Below are 19,964 nucleotides of genomic sequence, written 5' to 3' on the forward strand. Positions count from 1 at the left end.
AGCGGGCCTTAGATACCGATGGTTTGCACGTCGGAGAGGGAGACCTTGCCTACACCGGCAAGGTTGAGCACCATTTCGCCCGAGGCACTGAAGCTGACACTGGTTACCTTGGCCGGCAACAGCGTGCTCATTTGCACCGCCTGGCCATCGACTGTGGTGCTTGCGGTGAAGGTGTAAGTGCCTGGGTCCACTTTCTCGCCACTGTTGTTGGTACCGTCCCAGATGAAGTCGGCGTAACCGGCTTTCTGCTCACCCAACTCGATGGTCTTGACCGTGTTGCCGTCCTTGTCCTTGATGGTGATCTTCGCTTCACTGATGGCCTGGGGCACAACAAACTGGGCATTGAAGCTTTCAGTCGTGTCAACCACAGCCTTGTCGTTCTGAACCACCACCGACCGCCCTACCAGCGACGATGCCTGAAGCGCCTGGGACGAAGCCATGGCACTGGTGATCGCGCTGACCGAGTCGTTCAGCGAGGTAATACCTTCCAGGCTGCTGAACTGCGCCAGCTGGGCAACGAACTCGCCGTTATCCTGCGGGTCCAGCGGGTTCTGGTGCTGCATCTGGGTGACCAGTAACTGCAGGAAGGCATCTTTGCCGAGCGAATCGGTGCCGGTCTTGGATGCAGTGTCCGTGGTCTTTTTGGTGCTGGTGCCCACGCCCGACGCCGACAGCACGTCATTGAGGTTCACACCGCTAGTATCGATTGCCATGGTCTGAATTCCTTATCACTGCCCCAGGGTCAGGACTTTCTGCATCATGCTTTTGGCCGTGTTCATCAGCTCGGCATTGGTCTGGAACGCGCGGCTGGCGGAGATCATGTCGGCCATCTCCTCGACCACGTTGACGTTCGGGTAGTAGACGTAACCGTCCTTGTTCGCTGCCGGGTGGTTTGGCTCGTAGCGGGCCTCCAGCGTGCTCTGGTCCTCGACGATACCTTTTACCTGCACACCCTGCCCTGCCTCGCCCTGGTCTTCGAACAGCGACTGGCTGACGCCGGCCTGGGCATCCTGGAAGGTGGTGGCGAACACCGGGTGGCGGGCGCGGTAGGTCTGGTCGATGCTCGAAGAGACGGTCTCGGCGTTGGCAATGTTGGAAGCAACGGTGTTCAGGCGCGTGTTCTGCGCGCTCATGCCGCTACCGGCAATGTTGAAAACACTGGAAAGGGACATGGTCATTCTCCGCGCAGGGCAGAAACCAGCCCTTTGAATTTACTGTTGAGCAACGTGAAGCTGGCCTGGAAGCCAATGGCGTTTTCGGTGTAGTTCGATTGCTCGATCTGCGCGTCCACGGTGTTCTGGTCGATCGACGGCTGCAGTGGCGTGCGGTACTTGAGCGTGTCATCCGCTGCAATGGCAAGGCCTTCGGCTTCGATGTGCCGGCTATTGGTCCGGTCCATGGCGAAGCGGCCGCTTTGCTGCTTGCTGGTCTCGGCAGCGAGCACCGAAGAAAAGTCCATGTCACGCGCCTTGTAGTTGGGCGTGTCGGCGTTGGCAATGTTGTTGGCCAGCACTTCGGCGCGCTGGGCGCGGAAACTCATGGCCTTTTCGTGGATACCAAGCGCCTTGTCGAAGCTGATGCTCATATCGGGGAAACCTTCAGAGGTTGACCGGAAGTTCGTTGAGCAAGGTATAGCAAGGGCTGTGCCAACGAGCGCAAAGCCCGGAAACATGGGCTTTCGAGGCTACGTGCTGCCAGGGTGATGCCAGAAAAGCGGCAAAGGCCTTCCGCCTTGGGCGGCGAAAGCGGCAATTGCCGGGTGGCAAAAGCGGCAAAACAAAAAAATGACGTCAGTATTTTTTCCTGTGCCGGCCTCTTCGCGGGCATGCCCGCTCCCACAGGGATCTCCACAGGCACAGAGGACAGTGTGGGAGCGGGCGCGCCCGCGAAGAGGCCGGCACAGGCAAACAAAAAGGCCGGCAATTTTCACTGCCGGCCTTTCTTTTACTTCGCCTGGTAAATAATCCCCGGGCTGCACTGCACCATCTGGTAATGGTCCGGCAACCCGTTCAGCGCCTCCGAGGCGCCGAGGAACAGGTACCCTCCCGGCTTCAGGGTGCTGTGAATGCGCAACAGGATGTCGCGCTTCACCTGCGCAGAGAAGTAGATCAGCACGTTGCGGCAGAACACGATGTCGAACTTGCCCAGGCTGGCATAGCTGTCCAACAGGTTGAACGAGCGGAACTCGACGCGGCTGCGAATGGCCGGCTTGACCGCCCAGCGCCCCGGCCCCTTGGGGTCGAAGTAGCGCTGCAGGCGTTCCTGGGACAGGCCGCGGGCAATGGCCAGGCTGTCGTATTCGCCGGTCTTGCAGTTGGTCAGCATGGTGCCGGACAGGTCGGTGGCAACAATCTGCGCGCCCATCTTCAACTGGCCGAGGTTGCTGCGCTCGAACTCGTCGATGGCCATCGAGATGGAATACGGCTCCTGCCCCGACGAACAGGCCGCCGACCACATGCGCAGGCGCTGGCCCGGGTTGTTGCGGATGAACTCGGGGATCACCTTGTTCTTGAGCACTTCGAACGGGTAGGTGTCGCGAAACCACAGGGTCTCGTTGGTGGTCATGGCATCGACCACCTGCTCGCGCAGACCGCCGCGCGGCTGGGCCTGGATGCGCTGCACCAGCTCGCCCAGGCTCTTGATACCCTGTTGCTCCATCAGCTTGTTGAGACGGCTGGAAACCAGGTACTGCTTATTCTCGCCCAGCAGGATGCCACAGGCTTTCTCCAGGAATACCCGGAACTGTTCGAAATCCAAATTACCCGTAGACACTACTGCCGCCTCTTTTCAATCACTGGTGCCGGGGGCTTGCCCCGGCTGCTTCAATGCGCTGCCTTGATCCGGTCGACCACCCGCTGGGCCAGGTCGTCCGGCTTGAACTTGGCCAGGAAGTCATCGGCGCCGACCTTCTTGACCATTGCCTGGTTGAACACCCCGGAAAGCGAAGTATGCAGGCAGATGTGCAATTTTTGCATGCGCGGGTCGCTGCGGATCTCTGCCGTTAGCGTATAGCCGTCCATTTCCGGCATTTCAATGTCCGAGATCATCATCAGGAACTCTTCTTCCGGCTTTTTGCCCTCATCCACCAGCTGGCGCAGGTAGTTCAGGGCCTGACGGCCGTCATTGAGCGCCACCACTTCCACCCCCACGGTCTGCAGGCAGCGGCTGACCTGCTTGCGCGCCACCGACGAATCGTCGACGGTGAGCACCCGCATCAGCACGGCCTTGTCCTGCACCTCGGCATCGATCACGCCGGCCGATACCGACTCGGATGACGGCGACACTTCGGCCAGCACCTTCTCCACGTCGATGATCTCGACCATGCGGTTATCCACCCGGGTAACCGCCGTCAGGTAGTGATCCCGGCCGGTGCCCTTGGGTGGCGGATGAATCTCTTCCCAGTTCATGTTGACGATGCGCTCCACCGAGTGCACCAAAAAGCCCTGGGTCTTGGTGTTGTACTCGGTGATGATCACGAAACTGTTGCGCGTGTCTTCCTGCAGCGGCCGCAACCCGGTAGCCATCGACAAGTCGAGGATCGGGATGGTCGCCCCGCGAATGTTGGCAACACCACGCACCACCGGGTGCGCCTTGGGCAAAAGGGTCAGCGCAGGGCATTGCAGCACTTCCCTGACCTTGAACACGTTGATGCCGTAAAGCTGTTCGCCATTGAGGCGGAACAGCAGCAACTCCAGGCGATTCTGCCCCACCAGCTGCGTGCGCTGGTTGACCGAATCCATAACACCCGCCATGCCAGACTCCTTAATCTTTCAGCCTTTCGTTGCAACTCAGGTTACGAGTCGGCACGGGCTTTGCTTTTTTGAGCGTCATGCACACGAAAACGACATTTTTCCGACGATTGACGCGCCTGCTGGCTGGCTCGCTGGCCACGCTGTGCCTGCTAGCGCCCGGCGTTCGCACGGTAGCGGACGCGTTCACCTTGCCTGAACAGCTTATCGGTGTCACCCAAGGGTTTCTTGAATTCACCGTCGAAGATTACCTGGCCACCACCCAGACAGCCGGCCGTTATGAAATCCAGGTCAACTCGCTGGACCCACGCCTGCGCATGCCATTGTGCAGCCAGCAGCTGGACGCGTCGCTGGAAAGCCCCGCCCAGCCGCTGGGCCGCGTGACGGTGCGGGTACGCTGCGACGGTGCGGCGCCGTGGACCGTGTTCGTACCGGCCACCGTGCGGCTGTTCCGCGACGTGGTCGTGGTAACCCGCCCGCTCAAGCGCGACAACACGGTAGGCGAAGGCGACGTGGCCCTGCGCGAGCGCGATGTCGGCACCCTCGGCCAGGGCTTTCTCACCGAACTGGACCAGGCAGTGGGCATGAAAATGCTGCGCCCCACGGTGATCGACCAGGTACTCACGCCACAACACCTGGAACAGGCCGAGGTAGTGCGCAAGGGTGACCAGGTGGTAATCATCGCCCGCAGTGGCAGCCTCAGCGTGCGCATGCCAGGCGAAGCCCTGAGCAAGGGCGGCCTGAGCGAACAGATACGGGTACGCAACCTCAATTCCAAACGGGTGGTCAAGGCCAGGGTGACCGGGCCAGGCCAGGTCGAGGTCAGTATGTAGCCGGCCACAGATTACGCTGGCAGTGAGGAACCGCTTTTCCTAAACTGTGTCAGAAAACGGGTTCGCGAGCTTGCTGACAGGCGGCTATGCATTTGTGCCTAAAGTTTCTTTCGGGTTGGCCGAAAACAAGGCAAGCGTCCAAATACCCAGAGGTTTCTGATCATGGTCATCGACTTCAGTCGTTTGAATAACTCTCCGTCCGTCACGGGCGGCGTGCGCGGCAACAGCGCACCCGGCAGCGCCGAAAAACCGGCAGCCAGCCAGGAAGCGGCCAGCGGCACCAGCGCCAGCGGAGAAGCGGTACACCTCAGCCAAGAGGCACAGCAGTTGCAGAAGATCAACGACAAGCTGCGCGACGAGCCAGTGGTCAACAGTGCCCGTGTGGCCGAGTTGAAACAGGCGATCGCCGATGGCAGCTATCAGGTCGATGCCGGCCGGGTCGCCAGCAAACTGCTCGATTTCGAAGCCCAGCGCTGACCGTTCGGCGCGCTGACTTCACGGACGCTAGAAAAGCCAAGAGTTAGCCATGCACGACACCACCTTGCTGCAACTGATCGAAGACGACATTGCCCCGCTGCAGGAACTGCTCGAGCTTCTGCAAAAGGAGTCTGTAGCCCTGCATGGCCGCGATATGGCACCACTGGAAAGTATCCTGGCCCGCAAACAGTCTTTGATCGTACTGCTGGAGCAGCAAGGCCTGCGGCGCAACAACCTGCTTACCAACCTTGGCCTGAGCGCAGACCGCGCCGGCGTGGAGGCGGTAGCAGCGCAATCACCCAACGGTGAATTGATCCTGCAACAACTCGACGTGATCAGCCAGTTGATGCAAGCCTGCCAACAGCTTAACGAGACCAATGGCCGCATCATCCAGGTACAGCAACACGTCACCAGCAACCAGATCAGGATCCTCATGGGCGGCGACTCGCCGTCGCTCTACGACAGCCGCGGCAGCACCTCGCCGCTGGCCAAGCCACGGGCCCTCAGCCAAGTGTGATTTTTTCTATCAAGGCACGGAACATACTGGCAAAATGCCGTTACTTGCGTGTGTCGCTTTTGCCTGGAGAACGATAAGCCGTGTTCAATGAAACCGAAGCACCGCAACCGCCAAAGGTGCTGGACACCCCCTTGGAGATTGCGGCCAACTTGCGGCAACTGCACGAAAGCCACGACCCCCTGATCATCACCTTCCATGACCGCAGCCAGCGTTTCCAGAGCTACGTGGTACACGTGGACCGTGAAAAGAACACCTTGGCACTGGACGAGATGATCCCCCGCGACGGTGAGAAATTCATCGAGAACGGCGAGCACTTCCGCGTCGAAGGCTTCCACGATGGCGTGCGTATTGCCTGGGAATGCAACCACGAGCTGAAGATTACCGAAGTCGACGGCCACCGCTGCTACAGCGGCCCCATGCCGCAAGAGATGACCTACCACCAGCGCCGCAATGCCTTCCGCGCCGCGCTGAAGCTGTCGCAACTGGTCGATATCATCCTCGATGGCGCCCACCTCAAAGGCAACGGCGCCCTGCGTGGCAAGCTGCTGGACATCTCGGCCACGGGTTGCAAGCTGCGCTTTGACGGCAATGTCGAAGACCGCCTGCAACTGGGCCAGGTGTATGAGCGCTTCAAGGCGGGCAACCCGCTGGGCCTGGTGGACACCATGGTCGAGCTGCGTCACCTGCACTATGAAGAACGCATCAATACCACTTTTGCCGGTGTGCGCTTCCATAACCTGAGCGGGCAGGCACAGCGCAAGATCGAGAGCTTTGTGTACCAGCTGCAGCGTGAGGCGCGGCGGTTCGACAAGGACGATTATTGATCGTCAGCCGATAAAAAACGCCACCTGATGAGGTGGCGTTTTCATTTGCGTTCTTCCTGTACCGGCCTCTTCGCGGGCACGCCCGCTCCCACAGGGACCGCGCCAAGCCTGGGGCAAACGCTGTACCTGTGGGAGCGGGCGCGCCCGCGAAGAGGCCAGTGCAGGCTTACACCGATTTGCTGACCTCTTCAGGCTCTGTGGCCTGTGGCTCAGCCCCCTTCCCTTCATCCTCGGTATCTTCAGCCGCCACCGGCGCCTGCATTACCTCCTGGACGGTCTGCTCATCCACCCGTGGGTCCAGCGCCGCCGACAATGGCGAACCGGCCGCCGGCATGGCCACGTGGCCCAGCGGCGCATCCTGCACCTGATGCAACCCGGTAACCGCTTTCGGCCGAATGCGCCATACCAGCACCAGGGCGAAGAACACGAAGAACGCATACAGCATCTGCGCACCCAGCACCTTCATCAGCACGCCCGCCGCCAACGGCCCGATACACGCACCCACGCCATAGGTCACCAACAGCATGGCCGTCAGCGACACCCGTCGCTCGCTTTCCACATGGTCGTTGGAAAACGCCACCGCCAGCGGGTAAAGGCAGAACTGCAGCAGCGAAATCAAAAAGCCGATACCGAACAGTAACTCCAGCGGCACACTCGGCAATATCGCCAATGGCGCCGCAGCCACCGCCAGGCCCACTGCCACGCTGCGGATCAGTACCGCGCGGTCGTAACGGTCAGACAACCAGCCCAGCGGCCACTGCACCAGCAGGCCGGCAAAAATACAGCTACCCATGAACAGACCGATCTGCTCGGTGGTCATGCCTTGGCTGGAGGCATACAAGGGGGCCAGGCCGTAGAACGAGCCGACGATCAACCCCGAACCCAACACCGTACTAAGCGACTGCGGCACGCGCTTGATGAAGAACTTCGGCTCCATCGGTGCCGGGCGCAAAGGTGCCGGGTGAATGCGCCGGGTCATCGCCACGGGCACCAGGCACAGCGCGAAGCACATCGCCACCAGCATCAGCAGCTCCGGGCCAAGCTCAGGGTGAACCACCAGGATCAGCTGGCCGAGCACCAGCCCAAGGTAAGAGGCAATCATGTAGCCGCTGAACACCGCGCCGCGGTGTTTCACATCGGCCTGCTCATTGAGCCAGCTCTCGATGACCATGTACTGGCACATCATCCCCAGGCCGACGATCATCCGCAGCCCGACCCAGGCCGGTAGCCAGCTGGTCAGGCCATGGCCAAGCACCGCCGCGCCGACGATGCCGGCGCAGGTGGCATAGGCACGAATGTGCCCGACCCGGCCGATCAACCGGTGGCCGACCTTGCCGCCAACTGCCAGGCCAAAGTAGTTGGCTGCCATGAGCGCCCCCACCCACAGGCTGTCGACATGGTCGGCCGCCAGGCGCAGGGCCAGGTAGGTACTGAGCAGGCCCGAGCCGATCAGCATCATCAGCGCGGCGAAATACAACGACTGAAACGGCTTCCATACATTTCGCATAGGTCCCGTAAAGCTCCCTTGATCAGGTGGCGGGTGCTAGCAGCATAAGGGCAAAAACCGTATGGCGCAGGCCCCCAGCGGCGATTTAACGCTATGGGGCGTGTCCGGTGCAGGTCGTGTCGCGATCAGGCCTGTGCCGCCAGCACCCGACGCTCCCACGGGGTGATTTCGTCGAAGAAATCGGTCAGCTCCAGGGTCTTGCTGGCGATGTAACCTTCGATGAACTCGCTGCCGAACAGTTCCCGTGCCAGCGCACTGCGCTTGAGCCGCTCGAGGGCAGCATGCAGGGTGCACGGCAGGCTCAGGTGCTCGGGCACTTCAAACTCACCCTGGATGGCCGGCGATGGTTGCAGGCGCTGCTCTATGCCATGCAGCCCAGCGGCCAGGCTGGCGGCGATGGCCAGGTAGGGGTTTGCATCGGCGCCGGGCAACCGGTTTTCAACGCGCCGCGCTACCGGCGCACTGGCCGGAATGCGCAGGCCGGCGGCGCGGTTGTCCTCGGACCAGCAGGCGTTGTTCGGCGAGGCATAGGGGTGGCACAGGCGCTGGTAGGAATTGACGTTGGGCGCAAACAGCGCGGTGAAGTCGGCCATGCACGCCTGCAGGCCACCTATGAAATGGTGGAAGGTGTCGGTCGGCAGGCCTTGCTCATCGCTGAACACGTTACGCCCGCTGCCTGCCTCGATCAGGCTTTGGTGAATGTGCATGGAACTGCCCGGCGTGCGTGCCAGCGGCTTGGCCATGCACACCACGCTCAGGCCGTGCTTGAGCGCCACTTCCTTGAGCAGGTGCTTGAACAGGAAAGTCTGGTCGGCCAGCAGCAGCGGGTCGCCGTGCAACAGGTTGATCTCGAACTGGCTGACGCCCATCTCGTGCATGAAGGTGTCGCGCGGCAGGCCAAGCGCGGCCATGCACTGGTACACCTCCTTGAAGAACGGGCGCAGGCCGTTGTTGGAACTGACACTGAACGCCGAGTGGCCAAGCTCACGGCGGCCATCGATGCCTACGGGTGGCTGGAACGGCTGTTGCGGGTCGCTGTTGGGGGCAAAGACGAAGAATTCGAGTTCGGTCGCCACCACTGGCGCCAGGCCCAGCGCCGCATAGCGGGCGATCACTGCCTTGAGCTGGCCACGGGTGGACAGTGCCGAAGGCCGGCCATCCAGTTCATTGGCGTCGCAGATGGCCAGGGCGCGGCCGTCGCTGCTCCAGGGCAGGCGGTGGACCTGGCTGGGTTCGGCCACCAGCGCCAGGTCGCCGTCGTCACTGCCGTAGAACTTCGCCGGCGGGTAACCACCCATGATGCATTGCAGCAACACCCCCCGGGCCATTTGCAGGCGACGGCCTTCGAGGAAGCCTTCGGCGGTCATCACCTTGCCGCGTGGGACGCCATTGAGGTCGGGGGTGACGCATTCGATTTCATCGATGCCCTGGAGCTGAGCGGTGCTCATGACGCTTGTCCTTGTTGTTGTGCGCTGACAACAACATAGGCTGGGGGTGTTTAAAATATCAAGCACCTGCCTTCAACACCGCGTGCTCCTCTTCGCGGGCTTGCCCGCTCCCACAGGGATCGCGCCGCATTCGGAACCTGTGCAGTACCTGTGGGAGCGGGCATGCCCGCGAAGAGGCCGGCACAGGAGCATACTATTCCCGCAAAGTCATCCCATTGGCCGGCAACGGCAAGGCGGTCTTGTAGCGCACCTGCTTCAGGGCAAAACTCGAACGGATATTCGCCACCCCCGGCAACCGCGTCAGGTAATCGAGAAACCGCTCCAGCGCCTGGATGCTGGGCAGCAGCACCCGCAGCAGGTAATCCGGGTCCCCTGTCATCAGGTAGCACTCCATCACCTCGGGCCGCTCGGCAATTTCTTCCTCGAAACGGTGCAACGACTGCTCCACCTGCTTCTCAAGGCTGACGTGGATGAACACGTTCACATCCAGCCCCAGCGCCTCAGGTGACAGCAAGGTCACCTGCTGGCGGATGACCCCCAGTTCCTCCATCGCCCGCACCCGGTTGAAACAGGGCGTGGGCGACAGGTTCACCGAGCGTGCCAGCTCGGCGTTGGTGATGCGGGCATTTTCCTGCAGGCTGTTGAGAATGCCTATATCGGTACGATCGAGTTTGCGCATGAGACAAAATCACCGGTTTTTTGTGTTTATGCGGAATGTTTATCTGCCCCGCTCGGCAAAGGCAATCAACTTGAGAGAAAAATTCTCCTGCCGGGCCACTAAGATGTAGGTGACGCTGACCTACCAGTCACAAGCCGGTATTCAGCGGCGGCCGCTTCAGAGCTCACAAAAACAATTACCCGAGCGAGCGTAAAAAGCATGAACGAGTACGCCCCCCTGCGTTTGCATGTGCCCGAGCCTACCGGCCGGCCAGGCTGCCAGACCGATTTTTCCTACCTGCGCCTGAACGACGCAGGTCAAGCGCGTAAGCCCCCTGTCGATGTCGATGCTGCCGACACCGCCGACCTGTCCTACAGCCTGGTCCGCGTGCTCGACGAACAGGGCAACGCGCAAGGCCCATGGGCCGAAGACATCGACCCGCAAATCCTCCGCCAGGGCATGCGCGCCATGCTCAAGACGCGGATTTTCGACAGCCGCATGGTGGTTGCCCAGCGCCAGAAGAAGATGTCCTTCTACATGCAGAGCCTGGGCGAAGAAGCCATCGGCAGCGGCCAGGCGCTGGCCCTTAACCGCACCGACATGTGCTTCCCCACCTACCGCCAGCAAAGCATCCTGATGGCCCGCGACGTGTCGCTGGTCGAGATGATCTGCCAGTTGCTGTCCAACGAGCGCGACCCGCTCAAGGGCCGCCAGCTGCCGATCATGTATTCGGTGCGCGAAGCCGGCTTCTTCACCATCAGTGGCAACCTGGCGACCCAGTTCGTGCAGGCGGTCGGCTGGGCCATGGCCTCGGCGATCAAGGGTGATACCAAGATCGCTTCGGCGTGGATCGGCGACGGCGCCACCGCCGAGTCGGACTTCCACACCGCCCTCACTTTCGCCCACGTCTACCGCGCCCCGGTGATCCTGAACGTGGTCAACAACCAGTGGGCCATTTCGACCTTCCAGGCCATTGCCGGTGGCGAGTCGACCACCTTCGCCGGCCGTGGCGTGGGTTGTGGCATCGCCTCGCTGCGGGTTGACGGCAACGACTTCGTCGCCGTGTATGCCGCCTCGCGCTGGGCTGCCGAACGCGCCCGCCGTGGCCTGGGCCCCAGCCTGATCGAATGGGTCACCTACCGGGCCGGCCCGCACTCGACCTCGGACGACCCGTCCAAGTACCGCCCGGCTGACGACTGGAGCCACTTCCCGCTGGGCGACCCGATTGCCCGCCTGAAGCAGCACCTGATCAAGATCGGCCACTGGTCCGAGGAAGAGCACCAGGCCACCACGGCCGAGTTCGAAGCCGCCGTGATTGCCGCACAGAAAGAAGCCGAGCAGTACGGCACCCTGGCCAATGGTCACATCCCGAGCGCCGCCTCGATGTTCGAGGACGTGTACAAGGAAATGCCCGACCACCTGCGCCGCCAACGCCAGGAACTGGGGGTTTGAGATGAACGACCACAACAACAGCATCAACCCGGAAACCGCCATGGCCACTACTACCATGACCATGATCCAGGCCCTGCGCTCGGCCATGGACGTCATGCTTGAGCGCGACGACAACGTGGTGGTGTACGGCCAGGATGTCGGCTACTTCGGCGGCGTGTTCCGCTGCACCGAGGGCCTGCAAACCAAATACGGCAAGTCGCGCGTGTTCGATGCGCCGATTTCCGAAAGCGGCATCGTCGGCACCGCCGTGGGCATGGGCGCCTACGGCCTGCGCCCGGTGGTGGAGATCCAGTTCGCTGACTACTTCTACCCGGCCTCCGACCAGATCGTCTCCGAAATGGCCCGCCTGCGTTACCGTTCGGCCGGCGAGTTCATCGCCCCGCTGACCCTGCGCATGCCTTGCGGCGGCGGCATCTATGGCGGCCAGACCCACAGCCAGAGCCCGGAAGCCATGTTCACCCAGGTGTGCGGCCTGCGCACTGTCATGCCGTCCAACCCGTATGACGCCAAGGGGTTGTTGATTGCCTCGATCGAATGCGACGACCCGGTGATTTTCCTGGAGCCCAAGCGCCTGTACAACGGCCCGTTCGACGGCCACCACGACCGCCCGGTAACGCCATGGTCGAAGCACCCGCACAGCGCCGTGCCCGATGGCTACTACACCGTGCCGCTGGACAAGGCCGCCATCACCCGCCCGGGTAATGACGTGACCGTGCTCACCTATGGCACCACCGTGTACGTGGCCCAGGTGGCCGCCGAGGAAAGCGGTGTGGACGCCGAAGTGATCGACCTGCGCAGCCTTTGGCCGCTGGACCTGGACACCATCGTCGAGTCGGTGAAAAAGACCGGCCGCTGCGTGGTGGTGCACGAGGCCACCCGTACCTGCGGCTTCGGTGCCGAACTGGTGTCGCTGGTGCAGGAGCATTGCTTCCACCACCTGGAGGCGCCGATCGAGCGCGTCACCGGTTGGGACACCCCCTACCCCCACGCGCAGGAATGGGCTTACTTCCCAGGGCCATCGCGGGTAGGTGCGGCATTGAAAAAGGTCATGGAGGTCTGAATGGGCACGCACGTCATCAAGATGCCGGACATTGGCGAAGGCATCGCGCAGGTCGAGTTGGTGGAATGGTTCGTCAAGGTCGGCGACGTCATCGCCGAGGACCAGGTCGTGGCCGATGTCATGACCGACAAGGCCACCGTGGAAATCCCGTCGCCGGTCAGCGGCAAGGTGCTGGCCCTGGGTGGCCAGCCGGGTGAAGTGATGGCGGTCGGCAGCGAGCTGATCCGCATCGAAGTCGAGGGCAGCGGCAACCATGTGGATGCGCCGCAAGCCAAGCCGGTCGAAGCGCCTGCTGCCCCTGTCGTGGCAAAACCAGAACCGCAGCAAGCAGTAAAGCCCGCCGCGTATCAGGCGCCAGCCAACCACGAGGCAGCACCCATCGTGCCACGCCAGCCTGGCGACAAGCCGTTGGCCTCGCCGGCTGTACGCAAACGCGCCCTGGATGCCGGTATCGAACTGCGTTATGTGCACGGCAGCGGCCCGGCCGGGCGCATCCTGCACGAAGACCTTGATGCGTTCATGAGCAAGCCGCAAAGCGCTGCCGGGCAAGCCCCCAATGGCTATGCCAAGCGCACCGACAGCGAGCAGGTGCAGGTGATCGGCCTGCGCCGCAAGATCGCCCAGCGCATGCAGGACGCCAAGCGCCGGGTCGCACACTTCAGCTATGTGGAAGAAATCGACGTCACCGCCCTGGAAGCGTTGCGCCAGCAGCTCAACAGCAAGCACGGCGACAGCCGCGGCAAGCTGACCCTGCTGCCGTTCCTGGTGCGCGCACTGGTCGTGGCCCTGCGCGATTTCCCGCAGATCAACGCCACCTATGACGACGAAGCCCAGGTCATCACCCGCCATGGCGCGGTGCATGTGGGCATCGCCACCCAAGGTGACAACGGCCTGATGGTGCCCGTGCTGCGCCACGCCGAAGCGGGCAGCCTATGGGCCAATGCTGGCGAGATCTCGCGCCTGGCCTTTGCAGCGCGCAACAACAAGGCCAGCCGCGAGGAACTCTCCGGCTCGACCATCACCCTGACCAGCCTGGGCGCGCTCGGCGGCATCGTCAGCACACCGGTGGTCAACACGCCGGAGGTGGCCATTGTCGGCGTCAACCGCATGGTTGAGCGGCCGGTGGTGATCGACGGCCAGATCGTCGTGCGCAAGATGATGAACCTGTCCAGCTCGTTCGACCACCGCGTGGTCGATGGCATGGACGCCGCCCTGTTCATCCAGGCCGTGCGCGGCCTGCTCGAACAGCCCGCCTGCCTGTTCGTGGAGTGAGCATGCAACAGACTATCCAGACCACCCTGTTGATCATCGGCGGCGGCCCAGGCGGCTATGTGGCTGCCATCCGCGCCGGGCAACTGGGCATCCCTACCGTGCTGGTGGAAGGCCAGGCACTGGGCGGTACCTGCCTGAACATCGGCTGCATTCCGTCCAAGGCGCTGATCCATGTGGCCGAGCAGTTCCACCAGACCTCGCGCTTTACCGGCGCCTCGCAACTGGGCATCAGCGTTACCTCGCCGCGCCTGGACATCGGCCAGAGCGTGGCCTGGAAGGACGGCATCGTCGACCGCCTGACCACCGGTGTGGCCGCCCTGCTGAAAAAGCACGGGGTCAAGGTGGTGCATGGCTGGGCAAAGGTGCTCGACGGCAAGCAGGTCGAGGTCGACGGCCAACGTATCCAGTGCGAGCACCTGTTGCTGGCTACCGGTTCCAGCAGTGTCCAACTGCCGATGCTGCCGTTGGGCGGGCCGATCATTTCCTCGACCGAAGCCTTGGCGCCGAAAGCCCTGCCGCAACATCTGGTGGTGGTGGGCGGCGGCTATATTGGCCTGGAACTGGGCATCGCCTACCGCAAGCTGGGTGCGCAGGTCAGCGTGGTGGAAGCGCGTGAGCGCATCCTGCCGACCTACGACAGCGAACTGACCGCCCCGGTGGCCGAATCGCTGAAGAAGCTGGGCATCGCCGTGCACCTGGGCCACAGCGTCGAAGGGTACGAAAATGGCTGCCTGCTGGCCAACGATGGCAAGGGTGGCCAACTGCGCCTGGAAGCCGATCAGGTGCTGGTAGCCGTGGGCCGCCGGCCGCGCACCCAAGGCTTCAACCTGGAATGCCTGGACCTGAAAATGAACGGCGCCGCCATTGCCATCGACGAACGCTGCCAGACCAGCATGCACAACGTGTGGGCCATCGGCGACGTGGCCGGCGAACCGATGCTGGCGCACCGGGCCATGGCCCAGGGCGAGATGGTTGCCGAGATCATCGCAGGCAAGGCCCGCCGCTTCGAGCCCGCTGCGATTGCCGCCGTATGCTTTACCGACCCGGAAGTGGTGGTAGTCGGCAAGACACCGGAGCAGGCCAGCCAGCAAGGCCTGGACTGCATCGTCGCGCAGTTCCCGTTTGCCGCCAATGGCCGGGCCATGAGCCTGGAAGCGAAAAGCGGTTTCGTGCGCGTGGTGGCGCGCCGGGACAACCACCTGATTCTGGGTTGGCAGGCGGTGGGTGTGGCGGTTTCCGAGCTGTCCACGGCGTTTGCCCAGTCGCTGGAGATGGGCGCGTGCCTTGAGGATGTAGCCGGTACCATCCATGCCCACCCGACACTGGGTGAGGCCGTACAGGAAGCGGCATTGCGTGCGCTGGGCCACGCCCTGCATATCTGACACTGAAGCGGCCAAGGCCGATTTGGCCCGCTGCGCCGAGAGGCGCTGCGGGTCTTTTTTTATCCCTGTACCGGCCCTATCGCCGGCAAGCCAGCTCCCACAGGTACAACACAAGGCTGAGCCCTGTGCAGTACCTGTGGGAGCTGGCTTGCCGGCGATAGGGCCGGTACAGGTAAAGCAAATCACTCGGCAATGGCGCTCTTGCCACTGCCCTTGGCCCGATACAGTGCCTTGTCCGCACGCGCCAGCAGTGCATGCTGGTCTTCCCCTTCCTGCCACTGCACCACGCCATAGCTCATGGTCAGCCGGCAATCGCCCAGGCGAAAGCGCTGGGCCCGCTCGCACTCCGGTCAAGGGGCTGTCGACAGTGGTGGTCATTGCCGCAGGCGGCAAGATCATGCCTTTGACGGGCAAGCATATGCCCACCGTGCTGCCACCGGGAATAGCTCCAACGCGCTAGTTGCGGGGCATGGACGACTGGCATGGCATTTGCCCCATGCCTGTGCCGCTCACATTTCCAAGGAGGATTTCATGACAATCGCCCTCAACGGCCTCGGCTGGCAGGCCACGGTCCATCAGCAACAGCGCGCCGGCAATGACCAGGCTCCGGTCGACGTGCCGCAGTTCCGTGCACCGGTAGTCGCCAGCAATGCCACCGCGCAACAGGGCCGCCAGGGCAATACCTCGCAGCAGGATGCCGAGGATGCCCGCGAAGAAGCCTTTGCCAAGCTCAAGGTGCTGCTACAGAACCCTGGCAGCGGCCTCGGCCAGCCTGCCGAGGCGGGTACGGAACAAACCAGCAGCGCCAGGCAGGATTTTCAGGACTACATGTCCAAATCGCCTGCCGAGATGATCAAGGAAAAGCTGCTGCGCGAATTGGGCATGACCGAGGACGAATACAACGCCTTGCCACCTGAGAAAAAGGAGCTGGTCGACCAGCAGATTGCCCAGCGCATGAAAGATGATGTCGAGGCCAAGACCCTGGCCAAGGTCGATACGCACATCACCACGCGGGTAACCGGCGAAGATGAAGACGCACTGGCGGCAAGCCAGGTTTGAGCCCGGCGGCGGCGGGCGAGGCAGCGTCAAGCTCACGCCAGCTGCAACAACGCCTCCTCCACTGCCGCAACCACCTGATTGCCCTTGGCTCCCGGCAACCGCCACGCGGCAATGGTCATGCCCAAGGGCACCGGGCAATCGATGGGCGCAACCAGTTCACCGCTGTCCAGATAACGCTGCACCAGGCTCCTACGCCCCATCAGCACACCTGCTGCGAGCAAGGCTTGCTGCAAGGCAATCGAGTACAGGGAAAACCCAGGCCCGCGGGCCACGAACTTGTGGCCTGGCATGGTGACACCGGTCCACACGGCCCAGTCGTTCCAGCCCACGTCAGCGATGCAACGGCTGTTGATCAGGTCTTCGGGCGTGGTGATGCTCGCCGCCAAGGCAGGTACACATACGGGCAGCACTTCTTCCGTGGCGATCCTGCGCTGCCAGCGCTCGGGCTTTTCGGTGTAGTACAGGCACAGATCGAACGGGCTGCGCTTCAGGTTGGGCGGCTCATCCACCGCCGTGACCGAGATCTCGATGGGCGCCAGCAGGCGGGTCAACTCCGGCAGGCGTGGCCCGATCCACAACTGCGCCAACGCCGGCGAGGTGACAATGTGCACCCGCTGAGGTGCAGCCAGGCGGCGAAGCGTCCGCGCAGCGGCTTCCACGGCATCGAAGGCTTCGGTGAACTGGGTTTTCACGCTTTCGCCCAAGGCCGTCAGGCGCACACCCTTGGCATGGCGCTCGAACAAGGCGGCGCCGTATTCGCTTTCCAACGTCTTGACCAGGGCAGCGATGGCACCGGGGCTCACCTTGAGCTCGAGTGCCGCACGGGCGAAGCCACCCAGGCGCGCGGACGCCTCGAAGGCGCGCAAGGCATTGAGCTGCAGGGAATGCCGGGTTGGGGTATCGAGAGCCATGGCGTGAGACCTATTTTTTTTAGGCCTACTATTCCAGAAATCTGACGTTGTGGCCAACTGTCACGCGCATTAACGTGCAAGTACATACATTGCACTTCCAGAACACCTTCGAAGGAACCAAAATGCCGTACCCAAGCGGGACCCATGCATTCAGGCAGGGCGCTCACAGCGTTCTGCCATTGACCTCCGGCATCGTGCCCTTTGGCCTGATCACCGGGGTCACGGCTATTGGCATGGGCCTCTCACCCACCGACGCCATCGGCATGACCTTGCTGTTCTATTCAGGGTCCGCGCAGATGGTGGTCATGCAGCTGATGCAAAATGCCGCCCTGCCAGTGACCATGGTGGTCACCGCCCTGGTGATCAACCTGCGATTCCTGATGTACAGCGCAAGCCTGGCCCCGCACCTGGGCCATCTGCCGCGCCGCCACAAGTGGCCGATGGCTTACCTGCTGTCGGACCAATCCTTTGCCCTCTGCACGCTGAAGATGGGCTCTGGCGAGCTGGGTCGCCATGCCTACCCCTACTATGCCGGCACGGCCATCACCATGTTCTTCGGGTGGAACCTCTCGGTACTGGCAGGTATGTATCTGGGTGCGGGCATCCCGGAAGACTGGTCACTGGGCTTTGCCATTCCATTGTCGTTCCTGGCGCTGCTGATACCGGGCATCCGCAACACCGCCATGCTGGGCGCAGCGCTGACCGGCGGCGTGCTTGCCGTGCTGGCGGCCCACCTGCCCTACAACCTCGGCCTGCTGGCCGGTGCCGTGGGCGGCATTGTTGCCGGGCTGGTCATCGAGAGCAGGCAGAAAGAACAGGCCGTACCTGAGGCCCACACCGAACAGGAAGCATCATGAGCGAAACAACCCAGTGGATAACCTTCGTGCTGATTGGCCTGGGCACCTTCGCCATCCGGTTATCGTTCATCGAATTGCACACGGTGCTGCGCATCCCCCCGCTGTTTCGCCGTGCGTTGGCCTACGTGCCTGCCAGCGTTCTCGCGGCACTGGTGCTACCGGCCGTGGTGCTGCCTGACAGGAATGCCGGTTTCGACTGGATGAACCCGCAGATACCTGCGGCGGTGCTGGCGGCACTGGTGGCCTGGCGCACGCGCAGCACGATGCTGACGCTGGTTGTGGGCATGGGGGTGTTGTGGGCACTCAAGCACTGGGGAATGTAGGCATACCTGCGCAAGCGTTCCTCAGGAAAAATCGGCAGGATGTTGTGCAGAGAATTCGTTTGAGGTCCTTGGCCTTATTGTCCAGGGTGGCAGGCTGGTAGCTATTTGCCACGCGTGGACGCAGGCGCATGACGATGCCTGCGTTGGGGGACGTTGTCGGTTCCCCCAATAATAAGAGAGGACAAGGAAATGCAATCCAACAGTTTGAAGCAAAGCCTGAAACAGCGGCACATCACCATGATCGCCCTGGGTGGGGTGATCGGCGCAGGGTTGTTCATGGGTTCCGGCTCGTTGATCGCTTCAGCGGGCCCAGCGGCCATCCTGTCGTACTTCATCGGCGGCCTGGTGGTTACCCTGGTCATGTTCATGCTAGGCGAAATGGCCTGTCGCAACCCGGACGCCGGGTCGTTCTCGACCTATGCCAACACCTGGCTCGGCAACTGGGCAGGGTTTGCCGTAGGCTGGCTGTACTGGTTCAAGTCGATGATGACCATCACCCTCGAAGCCGTGCTGCTGGGCGCCATCCTGCACGACTTTCTACCGTGGTTGCCGATCTGGGCAGGTGCCTTCCTGATGCTGGTGACCCTGATGGCCAGCAATGCCTACTCGGTGCGCTCGTTTGCCGAAGTGGAATACTGGCTGGCCGCGATGAAGGTGGCCACCATCCTCATCTTCATGCTGCTGGGCATCTCGATCCTGCTGGGCCTGCACAGCAACATTCCCTCCCCCGGGCTGGTCAACCTCACCGCCCATGACGGTTTCATGCCCAACGGGTTGTCGCCGGTGATGGCCGGTGTGATCGTGGTGATCTTCTCGTTGGGTGGCAGCGAAATCGCCGCCGTCGCGGCGGGCGAGTCGCAGAACCCGCGGCAGAACGTGATCCGCGCCATCAAGAGCGTGATCCTTCGGGTGATGCTGTTCTACGTGGGCTCTGTGTCGATCCTGATCCTGTGCCTGCCCTGGACCGACAAAGCCAACCTGGCCTCGCCTTACGTGTCGCTGTTCAGCCTGGCCGGTTTCGGTGGCGCTGCGGTGGCCATGAAGCTGGTACTGTTCGTCTCGTTCATGTCGGTGATGAACTCGTTCATGTTCTCCAACTCACGCATGCTGTTCTCCCTGAGCCAGCGCGGGCATGCGCCCAAGCTGTTCTCGCGCACCAGCGCCAAGGGTGTGCCGATCAACGCGCTGCTGCTGAGCCTGTCGATCTGCACGACGATCCTGACCGTACACTTCGTCAGCGGCGGCGACCTGTTCATGACCCTGGCCAAGAGCACCGGCAGCCTGGTGATGGTGGTGTGGATCTTCATCATCATCGCCCACGTGGCCATGCGCTGGAAAACCCGCCACGAAGCGATCGACCCCAACGCCTTCCGCGCCTGGCTGTTCCCGTACGCCAATATCGTCGCGTTGTTCGCCTTGCTGGCGGTGATCGGCACCCAGGCAATCGACCCAGCGTCGCGTTTCCAGTTCTGGTTCACGGTGCTGGCGGTGCTGTTGGTGGTGGCGGGGTATTTCGTGATGCGCCAGCGGGCGGCTGAAAATGAGGCGGATGCGAAGGGGGTAGAGACAAGAAATGGCGTCCCAGGCAGGAATTGAACCTTTATCTGGAGTTCTAAGGCCTCCGAAATAACCAAA

At 62.4% G+C, this 19,964-nt stretch carries 21 protein-coding genes and 1 pseudogene; 12 read left to right on the plus strand and 10 right to left on the minus strand.

Translation table 11 applies throughout. The features are described from left to right. Positions 1-8: 8 nt before the first annotated feature. From flgD to ACFY9W_RS18450, 5 genes are all read right to left on the minus strand, one after another. Positions 9-713, minus strand: coding sequence for a flagellar hook assembly protein FlgD (flgD, locus tag ACFY9W_RS18430; protein WP_391132753.1), 705 nt, complete (start codon positions 711-713; stop codon positions 9-11). 15 nt (positions 714-728) lie between these two features. After that, the gene (gene flgC / locus ACFY9W_RS18435) at positions 729-1,172 is read right to left on the minus strand and encodes a flagellar basal body rod protein FlgC (RefSeq protein ID WP_391132756.1); all 444 of its coding nucleotides are present in this window, start codon (positions 1,170-1,172) and stop codon (positions 729-731) included. A 2-nt stretch (positions 1,173-1,174) separates the two neighbouring features. Further along, the gene (gene flgB / locus ACFY9W_RS18440; RefSeq protein ID WP_391132759.1) at positions 1,175-1,585 is read right to left on the minus strand and encodes a flagellar basal body rod protein FlgB; all 411 of its coding nucleotides are present in this window, start codon (positions 1,583-1,585) and stop codon (positions 1,175-1,177) included. A 359-nt stretch (positions 1,586-1,944) separates the two neighbouring features. After that, positions 1,945-2,772, minus strand: a complete 828-nt coding sequence (cheR, locus tag ACFY9W_RS18445; protein WP_110743631.1) for a protein-glutamate O-methyltransferase CheR — start codon at positions 2,770-2,772, stop codon at positions 1,945-1,947. Between the two features lie 50 nt (positions 2,773-2,822). Continuing rightward, on the minus strand, positions 2,823-3,752 hold the full coding sequence (locus ACFY9W_RS18450; RefSeq protein WP_010955104.1) for a chemotaxis protein CheV: 930 nt from the start codon (positions 3,750-3,752) through the stop codon (positions 2,823-2,825). Between the two features lie 77 nt (positions 3,753-3,829). Between ACFY9W_RS18450 and flgA the strand changes: the two genes are divergently transcribed. From flgA to ACFY9W_RS18470, 4 genes are all read left to right on the plus strand, one after another. Continuing rightward, positions 3,830-4,582: a flagellar basal body P-ring formation chaperone FlgA gene (gene flgA, locus ACFY9W_RS18455; RefSeq protein ID WP_391132764.1), complete on the plus strand. Its 753-nt coding sequence runs from the start codon at positions 3,830-3,832 to the stop codon at positions 4,580-4,582. A 162-nt stretch (positions 4,583-4,744) separates the two neighbouring features. Further along, positions 4,745-5,059 carry a flagellar biosynthesis anti-sigma factor FlgM gene (flgM, locus tag ACFY9W_RS18460; protein ID WP_391132767.1) on the plus strand — a complete coding sequence of 105 codons (315 nt, stop codon included), beginning with the start codon at positions 4,745-4,747 and terminating at the stop codon, positions 5,057-5,059. Positions 5,060-5,108: 49 nt separating this feature from the next. Beyond that, positions 5,109-5,576 (plus strand): flagellar export chaperone FlgN, encoded by a 468-nt coding sequence (locus ACFY9W_RS18465; protein WP_391132770.1) that lies wholly within the window; start codon positions 5,109-5,111, stop codon positions 5,574-5,576. Between the two features lie 80 nt (positions 5,577-5,656). Further along, positions 5,657-6,400 carry a flagellar regulator YcgR PilZN domain-containing protein gene (locus ACFY9W_RS18470; protein ID WP_391132773.1) on the plus strand — a complete coding sequence of 248 codons (744 nt, stop codon included), beginning with the start codon at positions 5,657-5,659 and terminating at the stop codon, positions 6,398-6,400. Between the two features lie 166 nt (positions 6,401-6,566). Here ACFY9W_RS18470 and ACFY9W_RS18475 read toward each other — a convergent pair whose 3' ends face one another. From ACFY9W_RS18475 to bkdR, 3 genes are all read right to left on the minus strand, one after another. Next, a complete protein-coding gene (locus tag ACFY9W_RS18475) occupies positions 6,567-7,907 on the minus strand; it encodes an MFS transporter (RefSeq protein ID WP_391132776.1) in 1,341 nt (446 codons plus the stop codon). A gap of 125 nt (positions 7,908-8,032) precedes the next feature. Next, a complete protein-coding gene (locus tag ACFY9W_RS18480) occupies positions 8,033-9,274 on the minus strand; it encodes a glutamine synthetase family protein (RefSeq protein ID WP_391132829.1) in 1,242 nt (413 codons plus the stop codon). Between the two features lie 274 nt (positions 9,275-9,548). Beyond that, entirely contained in the window at positions 9,549-10,034 is a 486-nt protein-coding gene (gene bkdR / locus ACFY9W_RS18485) for a Bkd operon transcriptional regulator BkdR (protein ID WP_012273540.1), read from the minus strand. A 198-nt stretch (positions 10,035-10,232) separates the two neighbouring features. Between bkdR and ACFY9W_RS18490 the strand changes: the two genes are divergently transcribed. From ACFY9W_RS18490 to lpdA, 4 genes are read left to right on the plus strand one after another with little or no spacing between them, the layout of a single operon-like run. Further along, a complete protein-coding gene (locus tag ACFY9W_RS18490; protein WP_110743639.1) occupies positions 10,233-11,465 on the plus strand; it encodes a 3-methyl-2-oxobutanoate dehydrogenase (2-methylpropanoyl-transferring) subunit alpha in 1,233 nt (410 codons plus the stop codon). A gap of 1 nt (position 11,466) precedes the next feature. After that, the gene (locus tag ACFY9W_RS18495) at positions 11,467-12,525 is read left to right on the plus strand and encodes an alpha-ketoacid dehydrogenase subunit beta (protein WP_012273542.1); all 1,059 of its coding nucleotides are present in this window, start codon (positions 11,467-11,469) and stop codon (positions 12,523-12,525) included. Further along, the gene (locus ACFY9W_RS18500; protein ID WP_391132781.1) at positions 12,526-13,797 is read left to right on the plus strand and encodes a 2-oxo acid dehydrogenase subunit E2; all 1,272 of its coding nucleotides are present in this window, start codon (positions 12,526-12,528) and stop codon (positions 13,795-13,797) included. It abuts the gene before it with no gap. A gap of 2 nt (positions 13,798-13,799) precedes the next feature. Then, the gene (gene lpdA / locus ACFY9W_RS18505; RefSeq protein WP_391132784.1) at positions 13,800-15,179 is read left to right on the plus strand and encodes a dihydrolipoyl dehydrogenase; all 1,380 of its coding nucleotides are present in this window, start codon (positions 13,800-13,802) and stop codon (positions 15,177-15,179) included. Between the two features lie 182 nt (positions 15,180-15,361). Here lpdA and ACFY9W_RS18510 read toward each other — a convergent pair. Beyond that, positions 15,362-15,499 (minus strand): annotated as a pseudogene (locus tag ACFY9W_RS18510) (diguanylate cyclase domain-containing protein); the annotation flags it as partial. A 211-nt stretch (positions 15,500-15,710) separates the two neighbouring features. Here ACFY9W_RS18510 and ACFY9W_RS18515 point away from each other — a divergent pair. Beyond that, positions 15,711-16,238 (plus strand): hypothetical protein, encoded by a 528-nt coding sequence (locus ACFY9W_RS18515; RefSeq protein WP_391132787.1) that lies wholly within the window; start codon positions 15,711-15,713, stop codon positions 16,236-16,238. A 32-nt stretch (positions 16,239-16,270) separates the two neighbouring features. Here the strand turns inward: ACFY9W_RS18515 and ACFY9W_RS18520 are convergent, their stop codons facing one another. Beyond that, positions 16,271-17,149, minus strand: coding sequence for a LysR family transcriptional regulator (locus tag ACFY9W_RS18520; RefSeq protein ID WP_391132790.1), 879 nt, complete (start codon positions 17,147-17,149; stop codon positions 16,271-16,273). Between the two features lie 122 nt (positions 17,150-17,271). On the opposite strand from ACFY9W_RS18520, the gene ACFY9W_RS18525 reads away from it, so the two are divergent. The 3 genes from ACFY9W_RS18525 to ACFY9W_RS18535 all read left to right on the plus strand — a co-directional run bounded on the left by ACFY9W_RS18525 (position 17,272) and on the right by ACFY9W_RS18535 (position 19,925). After that, positions 17,272-18,006 carry an AzlC family ABC transporter permease gene (locus ACFY9W_RS18525; RefSeq protein WP_391132792.1) on the plus strand — a complete coding sequence of 245 codons (735 nt, stop codon included), beginning with the start codon at positions 17,272-17,274 and terminating at the stop codon, positions 18,004-18,006. Next, positions 18,003-18,329 carry an AzlD domain-containing protein gene (locus ACFY9W_RS18530; protein ID WP_391132795.1) on the plus strand — a complete coding sequence of 109 codons (327 nt, stop codon included), beginning with the start codon at positions 18,003-18,005 and terminating at the stop codon, positions 18,327-18,329. The genes ACFY9W_RS18525 and ACFY9W_RS18530 overlap by 4 nt, the downstream gene beginning before the upstream one ends. A 189-nt stretch (positions 18,330-18,518) precedes the next feature. Beyond that, positions 18,519-19,925, plus strand: a complete 1,407-nt coding sequence (locus tag ACFY9W_RS18535; RefSeq protein WP_391132798.1) for an amino acid permease — start codon at positions 18,519-18,521, stop codon at positions 19,923-19,925. Positions 19,926-19,964: the final 39 nt, after the last annotated feature.

It is taken from the genome of Pseudomonas sp. NPDC008258 (assembly GCF_042956345.1).
In the GTDB taxonomy this organism is placed as follows: domain Bacteria; phylum Pseudomonadota; class Gammaproteobacteria; order Pseudomonadales; family Pseudomonadaceae; genus Aquipseudomonas.